Source organism: Phaeodactylibacter xiamenensis, assembly GCF_965229835.1.
In the GTDB taxonomy this organism is placed as follows: domain Bacteria; phylum Bacteroidota; class Bacteroidia; order Chitinophagales; family Saprospiraceae; genus Phaeodactylibacter; species Phaeodactylibacter xiamenensis.
On the sequence record NZ_OZ245931.1, the window covers coordinates 1 to 18,231 of the forward strand.

General features: G+C 44.6%; 10 protein-coding genes. 8 read left to right on the forward strand and 2 right to left on the reverse strand.

The window, feature by feature from the left end; all coding sequences use genetic code 11:
- Window positions 1-91: 91 nt before the first annotated feature.
- From ACO08I_RS00005 to ACO08I_RS00040, 8 genes are all read left to right on the forward strand, one after another.
- Window positions 92-1,651: a tetratricopeptide repeat protein gene (locus ACO08I_RS00005; protein WP_421948072.1), complete on the forward strand. Its 1,560-nt coding sequence runs from the start codon at window positions 92-94 to the stop codon at window positions 1,649-1,651.
- 161 nt (window positions 1,652-1,812) lie between these two features.
- The gene (locus ACO08I_RS00010) at window positions 1,813-2,613 is read left to right on the forward strand and encodes a BrxA family protein (RefSeq protein ID WP_421948073.1); all 801 of its coding nucleotides are present in this window, start codon (window positions 1,813-1,815) and stop codon (window positions 2,611-2,613) included.
- Complete coding sequence (locus tag ACO08I_RS00015; RefSeq protein ID WP_421949743.1) at window positions 2,597-3,145, forward strand: hypothetical protein; 549 nt, start codon at window positions 2,597-2,599, stop codon at window positions 3,143-3,145. Before ACO08I_RS00010 ends, ACO08I_RS00015 begins: the two co-directional genes overlap by 17 nt.
- A gap of 9 nt (window positions 3,146-3,154) precedes the next feature.
- Window positions 3,155-6,772, forward strand: a complete 3,618-nt coding sequence (gene brxC, locus ACO08I_RS00020; protein WP_421948074.1) for a BREX system P-loop protein BrxC — start codon at window positions 3,155-3,157, stop codon at window positions 6,770-6,772.
- A gap of 14 nt (window positions 6,773-6,786) precedes the next feature.
- A complete protein-coding gene (pglX, locus tag ACO08I_RS00025; RefSeq protein WP_421948075.1) occupies window positions 6,787-10,500 on the forward strand; it encodes a BREX-1 system adenine-specific DNA-methyltransferase PglX in 3,714 nt (1,237 codons plus the stop codon).
- 2 nt (window positions 10,501-10,502) lie between these two features.
- Window positions 10,503-12,737: a PglZ domain-containing protein gene (locus ACO08I_RS00030; RefSeq protein ID WP_421948076.1), complete on the forward strand. Its 2,235-nt coding sequence runs from the start codon at window positions 10,503-10,505 to the stop codon at window positions 12,735-12,737.
- A 21-nt stretch (window positions 12,738-12,758) separates the two neighbouring features.
- Complete coding sequence (gene brxL / locus ACO08I_RS00035) at window positions 12,759-14,810, forward strand: protease Lon-related BREX system protein BrxL (protein WP_421948077.1); 2,052 nt, start codon at window positions 12,759-12,761, stop codon at window positions 14,808-14,810.
- 99 nt (window positions 14,811-14,909) lie between these two features.
- Window positions 14,910-15,224, forward strand: coding sequence for a hypothetical protein (locus tag ACO08I_RS00040; protein ID WP_421948078.1), 315 nt, complete (start codon window positions 14,910-14,912; stop codon window positions 15,222-15,224).
- 211 nt (window positions 15,225-15,435) lie between these two features.
- Here ACO08I_RS00040 and ACO08I_RS00045 read toward each other — a convergent pair whose 3' ends face one another.
- Together ACO08I_RS00045 and ACO08I_RS00050 are read right to left on the reverse strand one after the other, a co-directional pair.
- Entirely contained in the window at window positions 15,436-16,407 is a 972-nt protein-coding gene (locus ACO08I_RS00045; RefSeq protein WP_421948079.1) for a BsuBI/PstI family type II restriction endonuclease, read from the reverse strand.
- Entirely contained in the window at window positions 16,400-17,890 is a 1,491-nt protein-coding gene (locus tag ACO08I_RS00050) for an Eco57I restriction-modification methylase domain-containing protein (protein ID WP_421948080.1), read from the reverse strand. Before ACO08I_RS00050 ends, ACO08I_RS00045 begins: the two co-directional genes overlap by 8 nt.
- Window positions 17,891-18,231 lie beyond the last annotated feature (341 nt).

Below are 18,231 nucleotides of genomic sequence, written 5' to 3' on the forward strand. Positions count from 1 at the left end.
CCGCAGGTTTTAAGCAACGAATACATCCCCTCCGCTTCCAACTTTCCCCCAAACATCCTATCTTCACCCCTGACCAACTCGAACCCGCTATATGCAGATTAACCTCAAAAAGGACGCTTTCCTGGGGCAGCTCTTTCCCGGCTTAAAGGACGACGACTGGCAGGACGATAGCCGCCTGGCTCAGTACCTGCCCAATGCCTACAGCCGTGGTGGTTATACGCCAGAGGTGAAAATAGAGGACGAGATCGTTCAAATTTCCTTAGACGAGCAGAAGGTCACAAAGGTCAATAAAGTCTACCAGGATGCGCTGAAACTGGCTGCTAAGGGTTCGTATGACCGCGCCAAAGCGCTGATCAAGCCACTCCTTGATGAAGGCACACAGAACGCTGAGTTATTCCGCGTTTACGGTCAGTGCCTGGCTGAGGAAGGCGACAAGGAAGGCGCTATGAACTACCTGATCGATGCCTTAAAGTGGGACCCTAACCATACGGAATCGCTGATCGTAATGGGGAATCTGTACGCCGAAGGTAAAGGTGACCTGGAGACTGCCCAGGTCTTCTTCGATAAAGTCATGGAGCTGGAGCCGGACAACTACCTTGCCCTTAACAATATCGGTGGCGTACTCTCAAAAAGCGGTCAGCTCGAACAGGGAGCTGTCTTCTTCAAGCGTGCATTGGAAGCGGAGCCAAACTTTCCCTTTGCGCTTTACGGGCTTGCGTTAACCAGCTTTAAAACCGCAGATTACGCTGAATGCTTTGATTACTGCTGCCGGGCAATGTCCTCAGCGGGAAATAACGATCAGTTCCGCACGCTTATACGTCCGCTTAGAGGGTTGATGATCGAAGCGGCATCCTACTATGCAGAAACGGTCACAGCTGAAGAGCTGTACCATAGCCTGCATCAAGAACTGGAAAATGCCACAGGCAGGCTGATCGAGATAGAACCAAGCGACAATATCCCTACTGCTGCTAAACTGGAGGTAGCAGAATACAAAAAACGGGATATTCACCGTGTGCTATACAAGCCAAAGTATACTGCTGTAGCTCACCTGATCATGCATGAGCTGATACACCTGGAATTGATTATGGAGGCTCGGGCAATTGACGAAAACCAGCTATTTCTCGCGCAGAATAAAGAGGTTCAGCTTTTCCGTAGCCGTACAGGGGCTGCTCAAAAACGCCTGGCAAAAGCAGGCTTTGACGAAAGTCGGATTGACGGTTTCCTGGATATGCTGTTCCACGGTATCAACTCACAGATATACAATGCGCCAATCGATCTTTTCATCGAGCAGCGGTTGTATGAGCGCTATCCGGCACTTCGCCCGATTCAGTTCCTAAGCTTACTGAAGCTCAATCAGGAAGCAGTAGAAGGCGCGAATACGGAGTCGGCAAAGGTGTACTCGCCCAGGTTCGTCCGTGATGCTAACATCACGCTGTCCTTTACTCAGCTATTTCTGTTCCGGGACCTGTTCGGTCTTGATATGACCGGAGAGATCAAAGAGCCGAGACTGTATAAGAAAGCCGAAAAGCTTTACGCTGACTATCTGAATATGCGGGCGGATAAGGAGCCTGGTGAAGAATACGACCTTGTCCGGTGGTGGGGTGAAGATTTGGAGCTGGAGGGGATGTATAGGTTGGTGGGGGAGTCGTAGGAGGTTTTTTGGCTATTCACCATTTAGCTGGTACCCCAGCCCAAAGTAAATTCAGTAGCATAATTATTTTGTGGCTAAAGGGTAAGGGGAAAATGGAAGTTTGTGGATGACAAAACGATTTGGAGGTTTAATGGATCATTCCAGAAAGAAAAACGTGATTAATGACAGAAATTGAGGGCATAGAACATTCCAATCAATATAACACAGCGATCAATGTAATCGGCGGGCTAAAGGATGCAACTGTCATTTTTAAAGCGATAAAAGCTCATTTTAACCAGTCTGACTCACTTAGTGAGCTGGTAAAAACACGTAATGAGTTTAACCTTCGGACAGAAAGAAGTAGAGATCGAGTTGTAAGGGCCGTGGGAAAAGAATTTTTAACCTTTAGAGATTCGGGCCATGAAGCATTTATCCAGGAAATCTTTCGAGATCATATTCCTCTAAAGGATAAAGAAATGATACTGTTATGGCAGTTTGCGCTGAATAACAGACTGTTTAGGGAGCTGACAGCGAATGTTTTTGTCGAAATTTACTATTCCGGACGTGTAAGTGTATCAAAAGAAGATATCATCGCGTATGTAAAAGAGTTCATTGTTGGTAAGAGCATAGAAGGGCCAGGCTGGTCGGAGAAGACCATAAGCACAATCTCCACAAAGTATTTAAACTTGATGAGCAAACTTGGTTTTGTCGGCTCAGGGAGAAATAAAGGCTTTAATTACATCAAGCCATCTTCCGAGGTCCTGGTGCTTTTTCTCTACTTTGCACAGGTGTACGCTCCAAAAACAAAAAACCTGCTTGCGAATGAGTTTCTTCCGCTAAGTTTCATACCCGAAGAAGATCTTCAGAGTAAGCTTAAAAAACTCTCCTTAAAAGGGTTGTTTGATATGAATTATAATGGTGTCTCCCTGGGCATTGAACTGAAACATGGGTTTAAAGAAATTTGTGATGTCTTATATAAGTGATCATCAACAGAAGTTTAACGACCTGACTTTTCAAATCGAAAATCAGGATCAGATTCGACGGACAGCAAATGGAGGGAATAGTATTCTTTTCTCCTATCCTCCGGAAGAGGAAAGCCTATATCTTCAGAAGGCAAAAGAACTATTCTCAAATAAAGCTGAGTTTATTGACATCAGCAAGCTTCTGGTCGCTTACATTGACCAGGATGGATGGGAGGATTTTGCAGAGTATTACAAAGACTTTCAGGATACGCCGCACAAGGTTTTCAGGTCGGATGACCCTGCCGTGGATCTTTTCGATATGATCATTCAAGCCATCGTAAAAGCGAGTGCCGATGAAAAACTGCCCTTTCTTGTCAGGACAGGTTGCCTTTTGGGCACCGGTATTGAGAATGTCAACATTATGGAACACAGACAGGTGATGTCTCTGAAGCATCCATTGGTGATCTTCTATCCCTCAAAAATAGTAGATGGCGCCCCTTACTTTTTGAACTTCAAACCGGCATCAAATTACAGGTGCACAGTTGTTAAATAAGATTGGCAGATGACTAAAATTCACGAAATACTTACACTGAACCTGGAGGAAGATATTAAGAACGTGATCGACCTCGAGGACCGGTCAGAACTTGAAATCCAGCATGAAATTGAATCCTATATTGTAACTGATGGTATCGGCCGCCATCTCTATAACTTTACCAATCAGTTTACGTCCAATATCAAGGAAACGGGAGTTTGGCTTTCCGGATTCTATGGATCAGGGAAGTCTTACTTTGGCAAGATGCTTGGATACATCATCCAAAATCCAACAATCAATGGTACGCCCGCCAGAGAACGGTTTATACCCAGATTAAGAGGGGTTAATGATGAAAGCATTATCGAAAATGCAATTCGGAATTTAGATGCTATCAACAGCAGAGTCGTTTTCTTGGATGTAGCAAAGCAAAATACAGATAAAGGTCTGGCATTCACCTTGTTTGTCAACTTGCTTAAAAATCTCGGATTCAGGGACGACATTTATGGATACATGGAGTTTGACCTGTTTATCGAAGGGAAGCTCACGGAAGTGAAAAATATTGTCCGTGCTATTGATGGTACCGATTGGGACGAAGCGAAAAAAAGCAATCGCCTGGTCGCAAGGCTCATGCGGAAGGTTTTTTCCGAGATGGGGTACACCTCAGCTGACTATGAACACACCTACAAGGTTTACAGCGCCGCGATAGACAACTTCTCAGCGAGTAAATTCAAAGAGGAGTTGGAAAAGTACATCAAAGCCATCCCGGACGAAACCCTGGTCTTTGTGTTCGATGAAGCCAGTGAGGCGATCAGCCAGAAAAAGTTCACACTTTTGGATTTGGAAGGGATCAGTGAGGCCCTGTCCAGCATCAGCAATAAGGTTTGGACCATCGCCATTGCCCAAGAGAAGCTGGACGATGTGATCAATAATGCGAACGTTAGCAAAAGCCAGCTCACCAAAGTCACAGACCGGTTTAAAACCAAGATCCATCTGGAGTCTACGGAGGTCGATGTGATCATCCGCAGCCGTTTGCTCCAAAAAACAAAAGAGGGGTACGGCCAGCTTACTTCCTACTATCAAGACAACGATGGCCTTGTTGCTGATGCTACCAATTTAAAGTCCTCTTTCCCTACAAAGACTGAAGATCCAAACGAATTTGCCACTTACTACCCATTCCATAGGTACCAGTTTGATATTCTGCAAAAATTCCTGTTTAGTTCTAATGCTTTGGTAGCCACCCAAATTGCTGCCAGGGGGATGATAATAACCGCATTTGATGTATTGCGGAAGCAAATGCGGGATAAAGAGCTCCATTCCTTTGTGACGGGATATTCTATTTGTACAGAGGCTCAAACCGCTCCTCCCGTTGGCCTGGTCAACAAATACGACTCTGCCAGAAAAATACTAAAGGATAGTGAGATTGATGGTGAGCGCCTCTTAAAGACCATTCATCTGCTAACGGAATCAGAAGTAGTATCGCCTACGGTTGAAAATATTACGAAGAGCTATATTCCTGATATTGCCACCTACTACAACATAAAACCTGCGATAGAGGAAGCCCTTGCCTCTTTACTGGAGGCAAAAGTACTCCTGCTTTCTAACAACAATTACAAGATAACCTCTGACCTGGAAGGCAAACTGCTGGAGGAGATGAAAGAGTTCGATGTGGAGCTTTACATGAAGAAGCGGGCATTGACCAACTACATCAAAAATTACAAAATCTTCACCTCGGTAGCGACCTTCAATGACGGTACGGACAACTTTAAATTCAGCGTGCTCTCCGACCAGGGTGATGAGCTTACGAGCTCCGGAGATAAACAACTCAAATTGACCGTTTACAGCTTGTTCAGCATCAGTGAAAACCGGCAGGACTTCATTGAAAACCTGAAGCTCGAAACCCAGTTCGACAAGAACCTGATTACACTGGTCCCTGAAAACAAGGCATTCAATAAGATTGATAAGCTCATCGGCGAGGTCAGACAATATGCCTATATGGAAGAAAAGTATGCCAACGAATCTGATCCTGCCAAACGCCAAATCATCAGGGACTTTTCTCTGATCCGGGAAGAGAAGGAAAAAGACCTGAGGGTCGAGATAGAGAATGCCTACAAGAATTGCTCAATCATCTACATGTACGATGAGCATCTCCTTAACCCAGATACCTTTAAAGGCACAATCAGTGAGGTACAGCGCAAGCTGGTCAGGAACATTTACACAAAGCGGCTTTCTTCAGGCTTGTCAGAAGCATTGGTGACTAAAATATTTAGTAATCGGAAAGAAGCGTTGAGTAAGCTTTTTACTGCCGATGATTTTAAGTTTTTTGATACTCATGGCAATTTCATCGGTGACCATCTCAAGGTAGTGGAAGAGATCGGCACGAAGATCAAAAGCCGGTACGCCGATGGCCGTTCCCTGGAGGAAGAACTTTCAGGCGCCCCATGGGGATATTCCTTTGGAACCCTGGTCTCCACACTTGCCGTTCTCCTGCGCAGTGGACGGCTTTCTGTTAAGTATAACGGGGAAACATGGTTTTCTCATGAGCAAAAAGGCGTTCATGATGCTTTCAAAAATGCCACAAAGTTCAAGTCGGCATCATTCAAGCTGATCACTGCCACACTTTCAGCTACACAGAAAAATCAGGCCGTTCAGATCTTGCTTGATCTGGATGTTGAGGACCATACCAACCGGAAAGTCGATTGGAACACGAACGACTTCGACCTGGCCGATGGTATTCGGCATACAGCAGAGCACTTTATAGGTGCGCTAACGACCCTGAAGGATACCGTTGATCACTTTGAACGGCTGTTCCCGAAGGTAGCCGAACAAAAACAGACCCTGGCGGGATTCGCAGGCAAGGTTACCGAAAACAACTATATCGATAAAGTAGAGTACCTGCTTGAAAATCAAGATCAGTTCTCAGGAGCTATTCAGACGATTTTAAAAACACAGAAGTTTATCAAGAAAAACTTCTCTAAAGCCGGAGCATTCAAGGCTTTTGTGGAGGCAGTAGAGGCAGAACTAGAGAAAGCAGATCGAAAAGACATTAAAGTTTCGGATGCACATGAAGAATTTCAGCGGCTGTATAAGGAGGACATGGTTAAAAATTTTGGTGCCCTCAGGGAGCAGGTGCAGATTGTAAAAGACGGATACTTTAAGCTCATGAAAAATGCAGCTTTTGCTATGAACCAGGCATACGAGCGGCTAAATACCAAGGTGGATGCAGCTATGAAAGAACTGGAAACCTACCCCGCCGAGCTGAACATGTCCCAAAGCCGCAACCTGAACAAATTGAAGCGCTATTGCACAGACCGCATTATTCAGGATCCCGAGCTGGAGTACTCCATTAATTGCAGTAAATGCGGATACTCCTTATCAGATATCCTGAACTACACCGCATTGGCTCCAACCCGGGAAAACGATCTGGTATTCACTACAACGAGCTTTGTTAAGGAAGCCCCTCCCGAATCAGCCGAAGAGGTGACAGATTCCCAACCCCTTGCGCCCAGGCCACCAATGAAGGTCAAACTGAAAGTAGCGCAAAGGGTTATGACGGTAAAGGAATATAAGGCTATTCTTAAAGAGCAGCTAATGGCTCTGACTGGTACCAAGCCGGACGACGAGATTGAATTGGATATTGAAACGAACTAATTGCAGAACACCCCATGAAACTACCAGAACACGTAGACCAGCTCCGTACGCGAATAGAGAACACCTTTGACAAGGAATTTGCCCGTTTGGGGCTGGGAGAGCGCAAGAAGCTGGAGATAGAAAAGCTTCCGGAGGAGATCCGTCCTAAACGGCTGCGCTTTGAAGAAATCCTGCAAAGCCATATCGGGGAGGTAGGGGGCTACGAGGAAGCCCGTGAAAAGCTGATCGAAGAACTCACGTTTACTCTATTCAACCGGCTCGCTTCCGTAAAGGTGATGGAAGCCGCAGCTTTCTTCCCCCCAGTGCTCACCAAACAAACGGAGCACGGGGACCGCTCCTTCGGGCATAAAGCCTGGCTGGAGGCCAATCCGGATATGCGCTCTGAGGAGCTGGAAGGGATCAGAAAGTATATCATACACACCTTCGATGAGCTGGGCACAACGCTCCCGCTGTTCAGCAGGGACTATCCCTACGCTTTACTGCCCGATACCATCAGCCTGAATGAAATTATTGATGCCTTCAATGCTGTGGAAAAAGACCCGCAGGTAGGCCCTGATATCTGGCAAAGCGATGATGTGCTGGGCTGGATGTATGAGGCTTATAATGCAAAGCGAAAAGAAGAAATCAAAGAGGACTTAAAAGTTCGAAAAATTAAGTACGAGTATGATCGAATACATATTCAGTCATGTACATATACACCGCGCTGGGTAGTCCAGTTTCTTGTAGAAAACTCATTGGGCAAGCTATATCTGGAAATGTACCCGGATTCAGAGATCGGGCAACAGTATAAGATCGCAAATGCGCCGAAGACCAGAGTGCGAGAGCCCAAGCCCCTCCACGAGATCAAAATGATTGACCCGGCAAGTGGTTCGGGCAATTTCATCCTGTACGGATTTGATTTCTTCTATGCCCTCTATCAGGATCAGATCGAAAACTATGGAGCCAGTTACGATGAAAAGGAGGTTCCCAGGCTGATCATCGAGCATAACCTGCATGGCATTGACCTGGATGACCGTGCCGTACAGCTCGCTCAGCTGGGCTTGTATATCAAAGCCAGAAAGAAGCGCCGGAATATTGGAGCGCTGGCCTTCAATGTAGTCTCTTCTGATTTCTTCCTGCCCGACTACGAAGCAGTGAAGGACATCTTTGACACCGCGGAACGCCCTTTATCCGAGGAGCAACGCGAGCTGGTAGAGAACATCTGGTCCGACTTACAGCAGGCTTATCGCTTTGGTTCCCTGATAAGGGTGGGCGAAAAAGTAGCGGCCCGGCTGGAAAATCTGGTGGGCCGTTTCCGCCGGACACAGATGGACATGTTTGCCGAAAAAGACATAGCCGACTTTGAAATATTCCGGGAGAACTTTTTCCTCGCCCTGCAAAAAGCCGTGGCCATGTACGCCCAGGATACGGGGAACTCCTTCTTGAGCAATAAAACCCGTGATGCCATTACTTTCCTGCGCCTGCTAACTCTTAAATACGATGTGGCAACGGCCAACCCGCCTTATACGGATAGTGCGGACTTTGGACCGGAGCTGAAAACCTTCATCGGAGACAATTACAAAAAGCCCTATAAGTTTCATTCCAATCTTTACGCGACCTTTATTAAAAGGTGTTACGAACTAACCGGGACTAATGGCAAAATAGCGATGATTCATCCTCATACATTTATGTTTATCAAGACCTTTGAGGATGTCCGGAAGTTTATGATCGAGAAGTGCCATATCGATTTTATGGTCGACTTAGGACTAGACCGGGTAAATTTGTTTGGCCCAGGAATTCTACTTGATGCCACATTCTATATATTGAGCAAGGGGCAAAATGATGAGCAAGGTGTTTATTTCAATTTAACGACTAATCTTCAGGAAAAATTTAAAAAAGGTAAATTCCTTGAGGCTCTGGAGCATTACATATCAGGTGTTTCCAATGATCGTGTGTATACGTTGGAACAATCCAAACTCAAAATCATCAAATCCTGGCCGTTTATTTATTGGATTTCGGATGAGTTTCGGGAAAAGTTTGGAGAGCAGAATATTGATAATGTTTTTGATGTAGCGGAAGGGCTAAAAACTGGAAATAATTTCAAGTATTTACGTTTTTGGTATGAATTGACACCTGATTTTGACAACGTCATTTTGAAAGATGAGTGGATACCTTATGCTAAAGGAGGACCGTTCAAAAAACATGCTGGCAACTTATGGACTGTCGTGAAATTCAGAAACAATGGTCAAGAGTTGGCTAGCGATAAAAGGAGCGCATTAAATAATTCTGATCATTACTTCAAAAAAGGGATAACTTTTACTGGAGCTGGTTCAAAAGGCAATAGTTTTAGGTTTCTTCCAGAAGGCTCAATTTTTGATACTGGTTCGCGAAGTTTATTTCCAAAAACACAAAGTAAAGATCAAATAGAATACTTGCAAGGTTATCTGAATTCAAAACTTGCTTCGAATATTTTAGATTGTCTTAATCCAACTGTTAACACCACTGTAGGTGATCTAAAAAGGGTGCCTTATGTTTTTTATTCTTGTGAAGAAATAAACTTAATCGGAAAGCTGTCTCGAATTAATATTGATATTGTTAATTCCTGCGACAGCTACACTATAATTAACAGAAGTCATTTTAATACTCCCTTTGCAAATGCAAAGTATAAAGATGGCAAAGTAAATATTAAAAGATATTTCAACTTTGAGAACTACCTGCTGACCCAGGTTCTCATCAACGAGGCCATCATCGATGAAAAGATCTTCAAGGTCTACGACCTAACCGCACACGATAAGGCAATGGTGCTGGCCAAAGAAGGTAAAAGCATCGGGAGCCTACCTGTACTTGCTGAGGCAAGAACTGCATATCTGGAAGAAACAGAAGCCACCGCAGCATTTCCTTTAGATCATATTCGGGACTATATTGAATCACTTCCAACCAAATCTTTCACCGCTGAAGAGCAGGAAACCATCGAAAGTGGTTTTCCATCCCTCTACCAAAGCAACAATGACCTCGAAGAATTTTGCATCCGCCACCAGGTCAATCCCATTAATATCTGGTATTGGTTTAAGCAGAGCAGGGTGATCCCAAAGCAACGGATGCATACCGTGGCCATGGAGTTTCTGGTGGATATGGTGCGGGAGATCCTCATGGAAGATGAGGATGGCATCATTCCATTGGTGCCCAATGCCGGGGAAAAGATCCTACTGGATCGCATTGAAGACAAGTTCTACGAGAAAGGCTTTAGCTCCGCGCAATACTCCAGTTTTGACAGTGTACTGGGACGTCCGATCCACGAGTATCTGAACAAATATTTCTTTGCAGAGCTTTCGGATCATCTCAACCTTTTCATGTATTTGCCCAAGACTCCCTTTATCTGGCATCTTTCTAGCGGCCCGGAGCAGGGCTTTGATTGCTATCTCATTATCTACAAGTGGAGCCGGGATAATTTACTGCGGCTGCGGTCCGTCTACATCGAGCAACGGGAACGCGCCCTGGTGAACCGCCAAAGCGATCTGGCCAATAATGATAGCGCCGAAGCGCAGAACGAAAAAGACCGCATCTTCCGGCAGCTCAAGGAGATCGAAACCTTCAAGCAAAAGATCGATGAGCTGCTGGCGGAAGGCTACGATCCGGTGCTGGATGATGGTGTCGGTAAAAACATCGCGCCGCTGCAAAAGAAGAAAATGATCCCTTATGAGGTGCTTAATGCGGGGCAGCTTAAGAAATACTTAAATGCAGATTGGTAATTATGATTGATACCTGGTTTAAAAAAGACTTGCAAGATATCCACGATACCCACCCGGTAGCGGTATTTGTGGATGAGTCCGGTGATGCAGCATTTCTGCTAAAAACCGTTGAAAACGCGTTTACCATTTACCATGCCAATTCGGAGCTGGAAGAGCTGCATGTCAAGTATCTCATCGAGAAGGCACAACCTACTGGTGAAAAGTTCCTGATCTACACCACCTCTAAAAAGGAGGAACTGAAGTTTATCCGGGAATACTGTGAGACCAATGGCTGTCTGGAAATCCGCTACCTCCAGAATTATATCAAAGATAAAGTCCATCAGACGCTAAACCTAAATATCAATCTGCCCAAAGAGGAGCTCATCGCTGCGGCCAAAGTGAGCATCGGAAAGGATCGCACCTACTGGATGGATCTCAGCCATAAAGGCGCAACGGAGATTTTTGATCTGGAAAAAGAGCTTTTGCCGTTTGTCCACGACCCCCGGGCCTACGAAAAAGAAAAGTACGATGCCCAGCTCCGGGAAACCTTTTACAGGAAGGTCAACGAGCTGTTAGGGCAACAATACGTGAAAAAGCCCGCCAAAACCCTCGCAGGCGAAGTCGTGAATACCATGCTTGATGGTTTAGCGATAGGCAAGAGCCATAAGACCCTGGATGCAGTGTACCAGAGCTGGCTGGATTCTGTTTCCTACCTGGATTCCTTCCAGGGGTATCTGGACAGCTACTCCTTACCGGCCAATCTCGATATCTGGAAGGTGAGCATGGATCATCCTTTCCGGCAAGTAGATGAGCTGTGGCTGGCCGAAATTGGTAAGAATTTATCTGACAGAGCCTCCGGGCCCAATATGTTGGCAAAGTTGCGGGAACGCAAACAAAGCAAACCTGCCAGGGCGCTTGGAATCAGCTTTTGGGGCGATGTCATTTCGCTGCTGGAATTTGACTCCAAGGATATTGCTTACCTGAGTTCCTTCCAGGAATGCGTGGATTTCTACACCCACCATTTCTGCCAGCTCGATACGGCCATCAGAAACCTTTACGCCGAATTTCTGAACAAGAAGTCGCTGCTGGAGCCATTCCAGGAACTGTACAAGGAGCACTTAACGGTCTTTCTGGATAAGTGGTTTAAGCATTGGAACGGATACGAAGAGAACCAAACCGGCACCTTGCAACGGATCATCAATGAAAGCAACGTTAAGACTGCCATTATTGTAGGCGATGGGGTAGCCTACGAGATTGCCGAGCAAGTTGCCCAAAAGGTCAAAGGAGGTTTTAGCCCAACCAAGTCCGTTATCCTCGCCGATATCCCCTCCGAGACAGAAAACAACATGAGCCGTATCTACATGGATAATGGCATCACGGAGAAGGTCCAGCAGAAACGAGAAAAATATCTGGAGGAGCAAAATCCAGATGTTTCCATCGATTTCATCCGATTGGATGAGGTAAATCAGGAAGCCCGATCCGGGCAGGTGCTCGTCTGCACTTACAAAGACATCGATGATATGGGAGAAAAGCTCCAGCAGAAAGCGCTGAAGTACTTCAAGGAGACGATCGATTTTTTTGCTGATAAAATTTTCCTGTTACTATCTACTGGATACAGTAAAGTCTATCTGATCACGGATCATGGGTTTGTACTGACCGGTCTCCTTAGTGAGGCAGATAAGATTTCTGTATCTCTTTCAGGGGCCCACCATAAGGCTGAGCGTTATATCCGCACTCAGGATAAACAGGCAGGTCTAACGTCTTCCTTGATCGAAGTGGAGAAAGGGTACAAGGATTTCAACTACCTCTATTTTGCCCGCAACATCCATCCGTTCAAAACACCCGGGCGGTATGGCTTTTCTCACGGGGGACTAACGCCGCAAGAGGTGGTGACGCCATTCTTCTGTTGGGAACGAAAGGATAATGGAGCCAACAAGCTTCCCGTCCACATTAAAGACAAGGAAGACCTGAAGAACGTAACCGGGGAACTATTTTCTATCAAAATACAAGCAGGTAAGGGAAGCGGGGATTTATTCTCGGAGCAGCGTGCCGTTTACCTGGTCTTTTTTGCTGACAAGGAACAGGTTAATAAAAGTGATATTTTTACCCTATCTAAGGAACAGGCCATCGCAAAGGATTACTCCTTCGATGGACATCCCGAAATGGAAGTCCAGCTGTTAGATGCTACCAGCAAGCAGCAACTAGACCGTGCTGTAATAAAACAGAACAAAGACCGGGATCTGGGAGGGCTGCTTTAATTGAATACCAAAGGAAAGAATATGGCTGTACTGAATGATTTAGATCATAAATTGCTGGAACACTTTCGCGGATACGTCGTCAAAAAAGACCTCGTACGCTCCGTCAAGGTAGGTGCCAATGTGCCGGTATTCGTATTGGAGTACCTGATTGCGAACTCCTGCTCAACCGATGACGAAGAGAAGATCCGGATCGGTATGGAAAATGTAAGAAAGGTACTTAGCCTGCATTACGTGAACCCTGAAGAAAGTGCTCTCGTACACTCTAAGATACGGGAAAAGGGCCGCTATAAGATTATCGATAAAATATCGGTACAGTTAGATTCCAAAAAAGACATCTACTGGGCAAGCCTTCAGAATAGCAATATCAAGAATGGTAATATCAGTGATGATTTAGTCAAGCAGCATGAGAAAATGCTGATGGGAGGTATCTGGGCTATTATTGACATTGAGTATGACCCTAACATTAAGATCGGGCAGAATATATTTCCATTCGTCATTACGGATATCAAGCCGATCCAGCTTTCTACATTTGATAACAGCAAAATTGTCAATAAAAGAAAGGAGTTTAATAAAGAGGAATGGCTTAATGTCCTGCTCCGTAGTTGTGGTTACGAGCCTGGTGCAGAAGGTATTTCGCATCGTTTGAAAATGCTGCTTTTGTCGAGGCTGCTGCCGATGGTGGAAAGCAATTTCAACTTCATTGAATTAGGCCCACGGTCCACCGGTAAGTCTTTCGTGTATAAAGAACTTACTCCTTACGCCGTATTGATCTCAGGTGGTCAGGGGACAGTTGCCAAACTCTTTGTGCACGGTTCTACCGGTAAGGTGGGAGCCGTAGGCCAGTGGGATGCCATCTGTTTCGACGAAGCTACCGACAAGATATTCAAAGAGCGCGATGCCATCCCGTTGATGAAAGACTATATGGAATCCGGTTCTTTCTCCCGTGCCGGAGCAGGTGGTGAAATCACTGGTGTAGCTTCCATCATTTTTAACGGAAACATTAATCAACCCGTAGAGACTGTTCTCCAAACGTCTCACTTGTTTAGTCCGCTCTCGGATGAGGTAAATTCCGATACCGCCTTTTTGGACCGTATCCACTTTTATCTGCCTGGTTGGGAAATGATCAAGTTTGCGCCCAAGCATTTCACGAAGTCCTTTGGTTTCAGCACGGACTATTTTTCTGAAGTCCTGAAATCACTCCGGCGGGTGACCTACACCAATGCCCTGGAAGAGTTCTACTCGCTCGGATCCCACCTTAAGCAAAGGGATACCAAGCCGGTGAAAAAGATTGTGTCAGGCTTCATTAAGCTACTGCACCCGGACGGCAATTATACCAAGGAAGATGTCAAAGAGTATCTCGAAATCGCCCTTGAAATGCGTCGCCGCGTTAAGGAGCAGCTCAAGCGCATCGGCGGCATGGAGTTCTGGGACACCAACTTTTCATACATCGATAAAGAAAGCCAGGAGGAGCACTTCGTAGGGCTTCCGGAGGAGAAGGGCTCACACCTGATCGAGAATACGCCCCTTCCACCCGGCGTCTGCTACACCAGTACCAGTGATGGTGAGAACTTTGCGCTAGTGAGGATAGAAACAGTAGCGATTGCCGGTTCTGGTAAGCTCAATATTTCAGGAGTAAGCAATAACGCTGTTAAAGAAAATATCAAAAATACCTATCAGTACATCAAAGCCAACGAAACGACAATCCTGAGTGACCGGCACTCCCTAAAGAACTACGACATCACCATACAAGTAACCAATCTTCTGGGATCAGCAGCATCTTCAGGTATTGGATCAGCGGTTTATATCGCTATCGTTTCCGCGCTGTATAAAAAGAACCTCAAGGCAGGGCTTGCTGTACTCGGCAACATTTCGGTTGGTGGAGCCATTGAGCGGGTCACCAATTTTGCGGACAAAGTGACCATGCTATCGGAAAACGGGGCCAAGAGCGTCATTGTGCCCATGGACAATCTCAGTGAGCTGTCCAATATTCCGCCGACGGTGCTTGGTAATACGGATGTACCGTTTTATCAGAATAATCAGATGCTGATGCAGAAGGCTATTTTGTTGGATTGATTTATAGACTAGCGTAGAAGTAAGGCAGTTTGATAATTCACTAACTTTAAGCTGTTATGAAGAAATCAAAGTTTACAGAGAGCCAAATAATCCAGATCTATGAAAATTCTAAGGGCGATAATTGAATCCGCTATTGTCTGTGCGTTGTGTTACGTATTTTTTGAGATAGTTAATAATATTGAATATTATGATACTTCATCTCCATTTCCAATGCGGCATGGAATGAGGCGTGCTGATACAGAGTTTTTAGCAGGACCTTTTTCATTGATAATGATGGGGATTTTAATACTCGAATTTATAAGGAGAAGATTAGCTAAAGAGAGGCCTCAGTTTGAAAAATACATCTACTTACCTCTTATTCTATTCGTTTTCTTGGTGGGAGTGTTTATTGCATATTCTTTAAAACCAATGTAGTAGAATTTCAACTAAGGACTTGGCTGTCGTGGTCTAAAGAAATGAGGGTACTTAAATCGGCTTCCGTAAAAAATAAGGCAGGCTGAATCTCCATGATCAAAATTACAGTTTTGATCTGTAATCAAGTCTGAGCAATTGAGGGGCAGTTACATTACTCGTACGCTTACTTATTTTCCATGTAAAAGAAGGGCATTATTTCGAATTTATTTTATCAATGCGGCCCCAAAAATTTATCCCCATTGAAATGAATCATATGATCAGGATTGTCGGCAATCCATACTTCCGTTTCCCATGCAATATCTGTAAGATGCCTTTTAAACTCCTTCCTGCTGGGAAAGGCTGTAACATATACTCTTCCAGCCTTAGAATCTTTTAAGGCTTCCTCTAGTTCTTTCCAACGCTTTGGAGATACCGGACCATGACTGGTAACGGCTTCGATCAAAAACAGCCAGTTGTTTTTTCTGTCATACGCAACTACATCAGGGAGTTTATCATGAGACATGGGAGGAACGCCCAAATCTCGAAGCTGCTCAGATTCAAGGTGTAGAAGTTTTCCTCCTTCACCATGCCTGCTGCTTGCGGTATCTCCTACGTAAAGAATCACTCCTCCTTCACCGATAAATCTTGGGCAGAATTCATGGATAATATCAGCATGTAGTTGGTTGTGCTTTCCTGGTGACAAAGAAAACTCCTTACCATCTGGAAGCTTGATCGGGATCTTAGCTAAATCACGCTTTTTTCTATACTCCTCTTTTAAGCTTGGGTGTTTTTGCAAAAAATCTTTGACCTTTGTCGACCAATCACCTTGCGGAAATACTCTTAGGATTTCGAGGATTGGCTCATTCAGAGAGTAGTTGTTATTCTTGCTATTTGTCGGGCGTTTTGGGTCATCTCGATTTCTATCAATGAGCCTTGCCTGTTCAAATTGGTGCAATGTTTGCCTTCTAATTGTTTCACGGCTATTCGGTTTATAATCCACTCCGTAGTGAGTACGAATGAATTCCATGATTAAGTAGGTTGGAAGCAGCGGAGCCTCGGCATCATTCCAATTATCTTCTGGCTTTATATTGGCCAATGCAAGAAAAACCCAACCGGACCGATCATTAGTTTGCTTCGAAGGAAGCTGAAGCGCTCTGAGAATCTCTTTCGCCTCTTCAAGCTTGATTTCTTTTAAATTAGACATTTAGCACATCTTCAATTATGTGTTCTATATTTTCGTAACTAAGGACACCATAAGTCGCTGCTTTTTCACCGAGCTGAATAATCTGCTCCCTGGTTGGCGTTTTCATCAATCTTACATCTGTGGCGTTTACTTGGGTATTGCCCGAGATACATCTATAGTAATGGTCGTAGAATGCTGAGTTGAATAAGACACAAAGGCCTAACGCCTCTATTTTTGGCAGATCAGATCCTTTTCGGCCTATGTAGTTGAGCTTATTGGTAATAGCGATGAAATCCAGGTTTTCAATAGGCTCATAAACGCCGCCAACAAGTCGCCTATGCTCATCTTTGGATGTAAATCTTTTTAGGATTAGAAACCTTTTATTGGATACCAAGTGCTTTTCAAAGGTCTCCTTTAAATCAAAAGACAGATCTTTTTTGTGCCGTCCATCCCAATAAATCCCATCAGTCAGTACATTATGAGCCCTAATCAGTGGTACCTGATCTTTCTGAAAGTGCACTTTATTCAAAAATTCCTTTGTCCTATGCTCAACAACCGGTCCAGTAGATACGAAGTATCCCTCTTTCGAAAAGTTTGAGGGAAAATTTTCAGCTTTTTGCAAGATCTCAAAATCTTTCTCAGATTCTGGTATCCGAATAAACCCCTCGTTATTACTATTATCGATGATGATGTTTTTGGGGTAAGAATTGACCTTCGCATATTGCAATTCTGCAATGGTATTCGAGCTTGAAATTATAACTTCTGAGAAGGAATCTTTGGACTTAACGAGCTTGAAAATGATGTTCTCCTGCAGTATGTCAGAGTCCAAAAAAACCTTATTCCTGGACTTGAAAATATGGATATGGTCTAGTCTTGAATGGCTAAGCAAATACTTTCTGAAGCCCTTAAAGTAAAGTCCATTCAAAAAACTACGTGGAGAAATTACAACTACTTGACCATTATCTGCCATCGTAGCAAGGGTGATGGCGATGAAAGAGGCGTAAATGTTAGGGTCACCCTTGAATAAATCAGCTGTTTTTTTTGCGTAAACTGATGTCTTTGCCGAGTATTTAAAATATGGAGGATTGATTACAGCTACATCAAACCTCTTCACACTTTTTAAATCAGGTCTTTCAACGACAAAATCATCATTGATCACTTCGTAATTGAAGACTCTACCCTTTCTGGAAAAAGCTGATTTTACCTCTTCAAGAACTTCGGTTAAGCTATCAATTACCTTTTCGTCTATTTCGTAAAGAGTAGCTTCAAGTCTTTCTATACCGTTTTCTAACAAGTGTAAAGCTGTAGTAGCGGTCAACATCCCGTATCCAGCCCCACAATCCAACAATTTTACATCTTTTGGATCCAAAGACTCTACATCGATCAGAGAACTCATAAAGTCAGCGATTGGTCCATCCGTAAAGTATTGGCCCAACACTTTACTCTCCTTATCACTCCTGGATTCTGCGAAAGCTTTTTGCTTATATCTTATCTGAGAAGTCAATTCTCCTCGATTTATAGGGGTGGTTTCTAAATCACTAATGACCATATGATCTAACTTGACATTCTTTTTCTAAATCGACTGATGTGGTTTGCCCCCCTATCATTCGGACTTTCTACAGACCGGTTATTGAATAAATGAGCAAAGCCCTTGCCTTTGCATCAGCGAGATGCGACCAACGGTGAGAGTTGTACCGAAGGTTGTGTGGTAGCGGGCCCTTTTACCACTTGTTTGTACTCTTCTGTCTATCCGGCTTGCCTGAATTCGGCATCGAGCCGAAGCCCCACAAAGCAAGATGCTCCCTCAGGACTCAAGTTACCCGAAAGTAAATACCTGGGCACTTT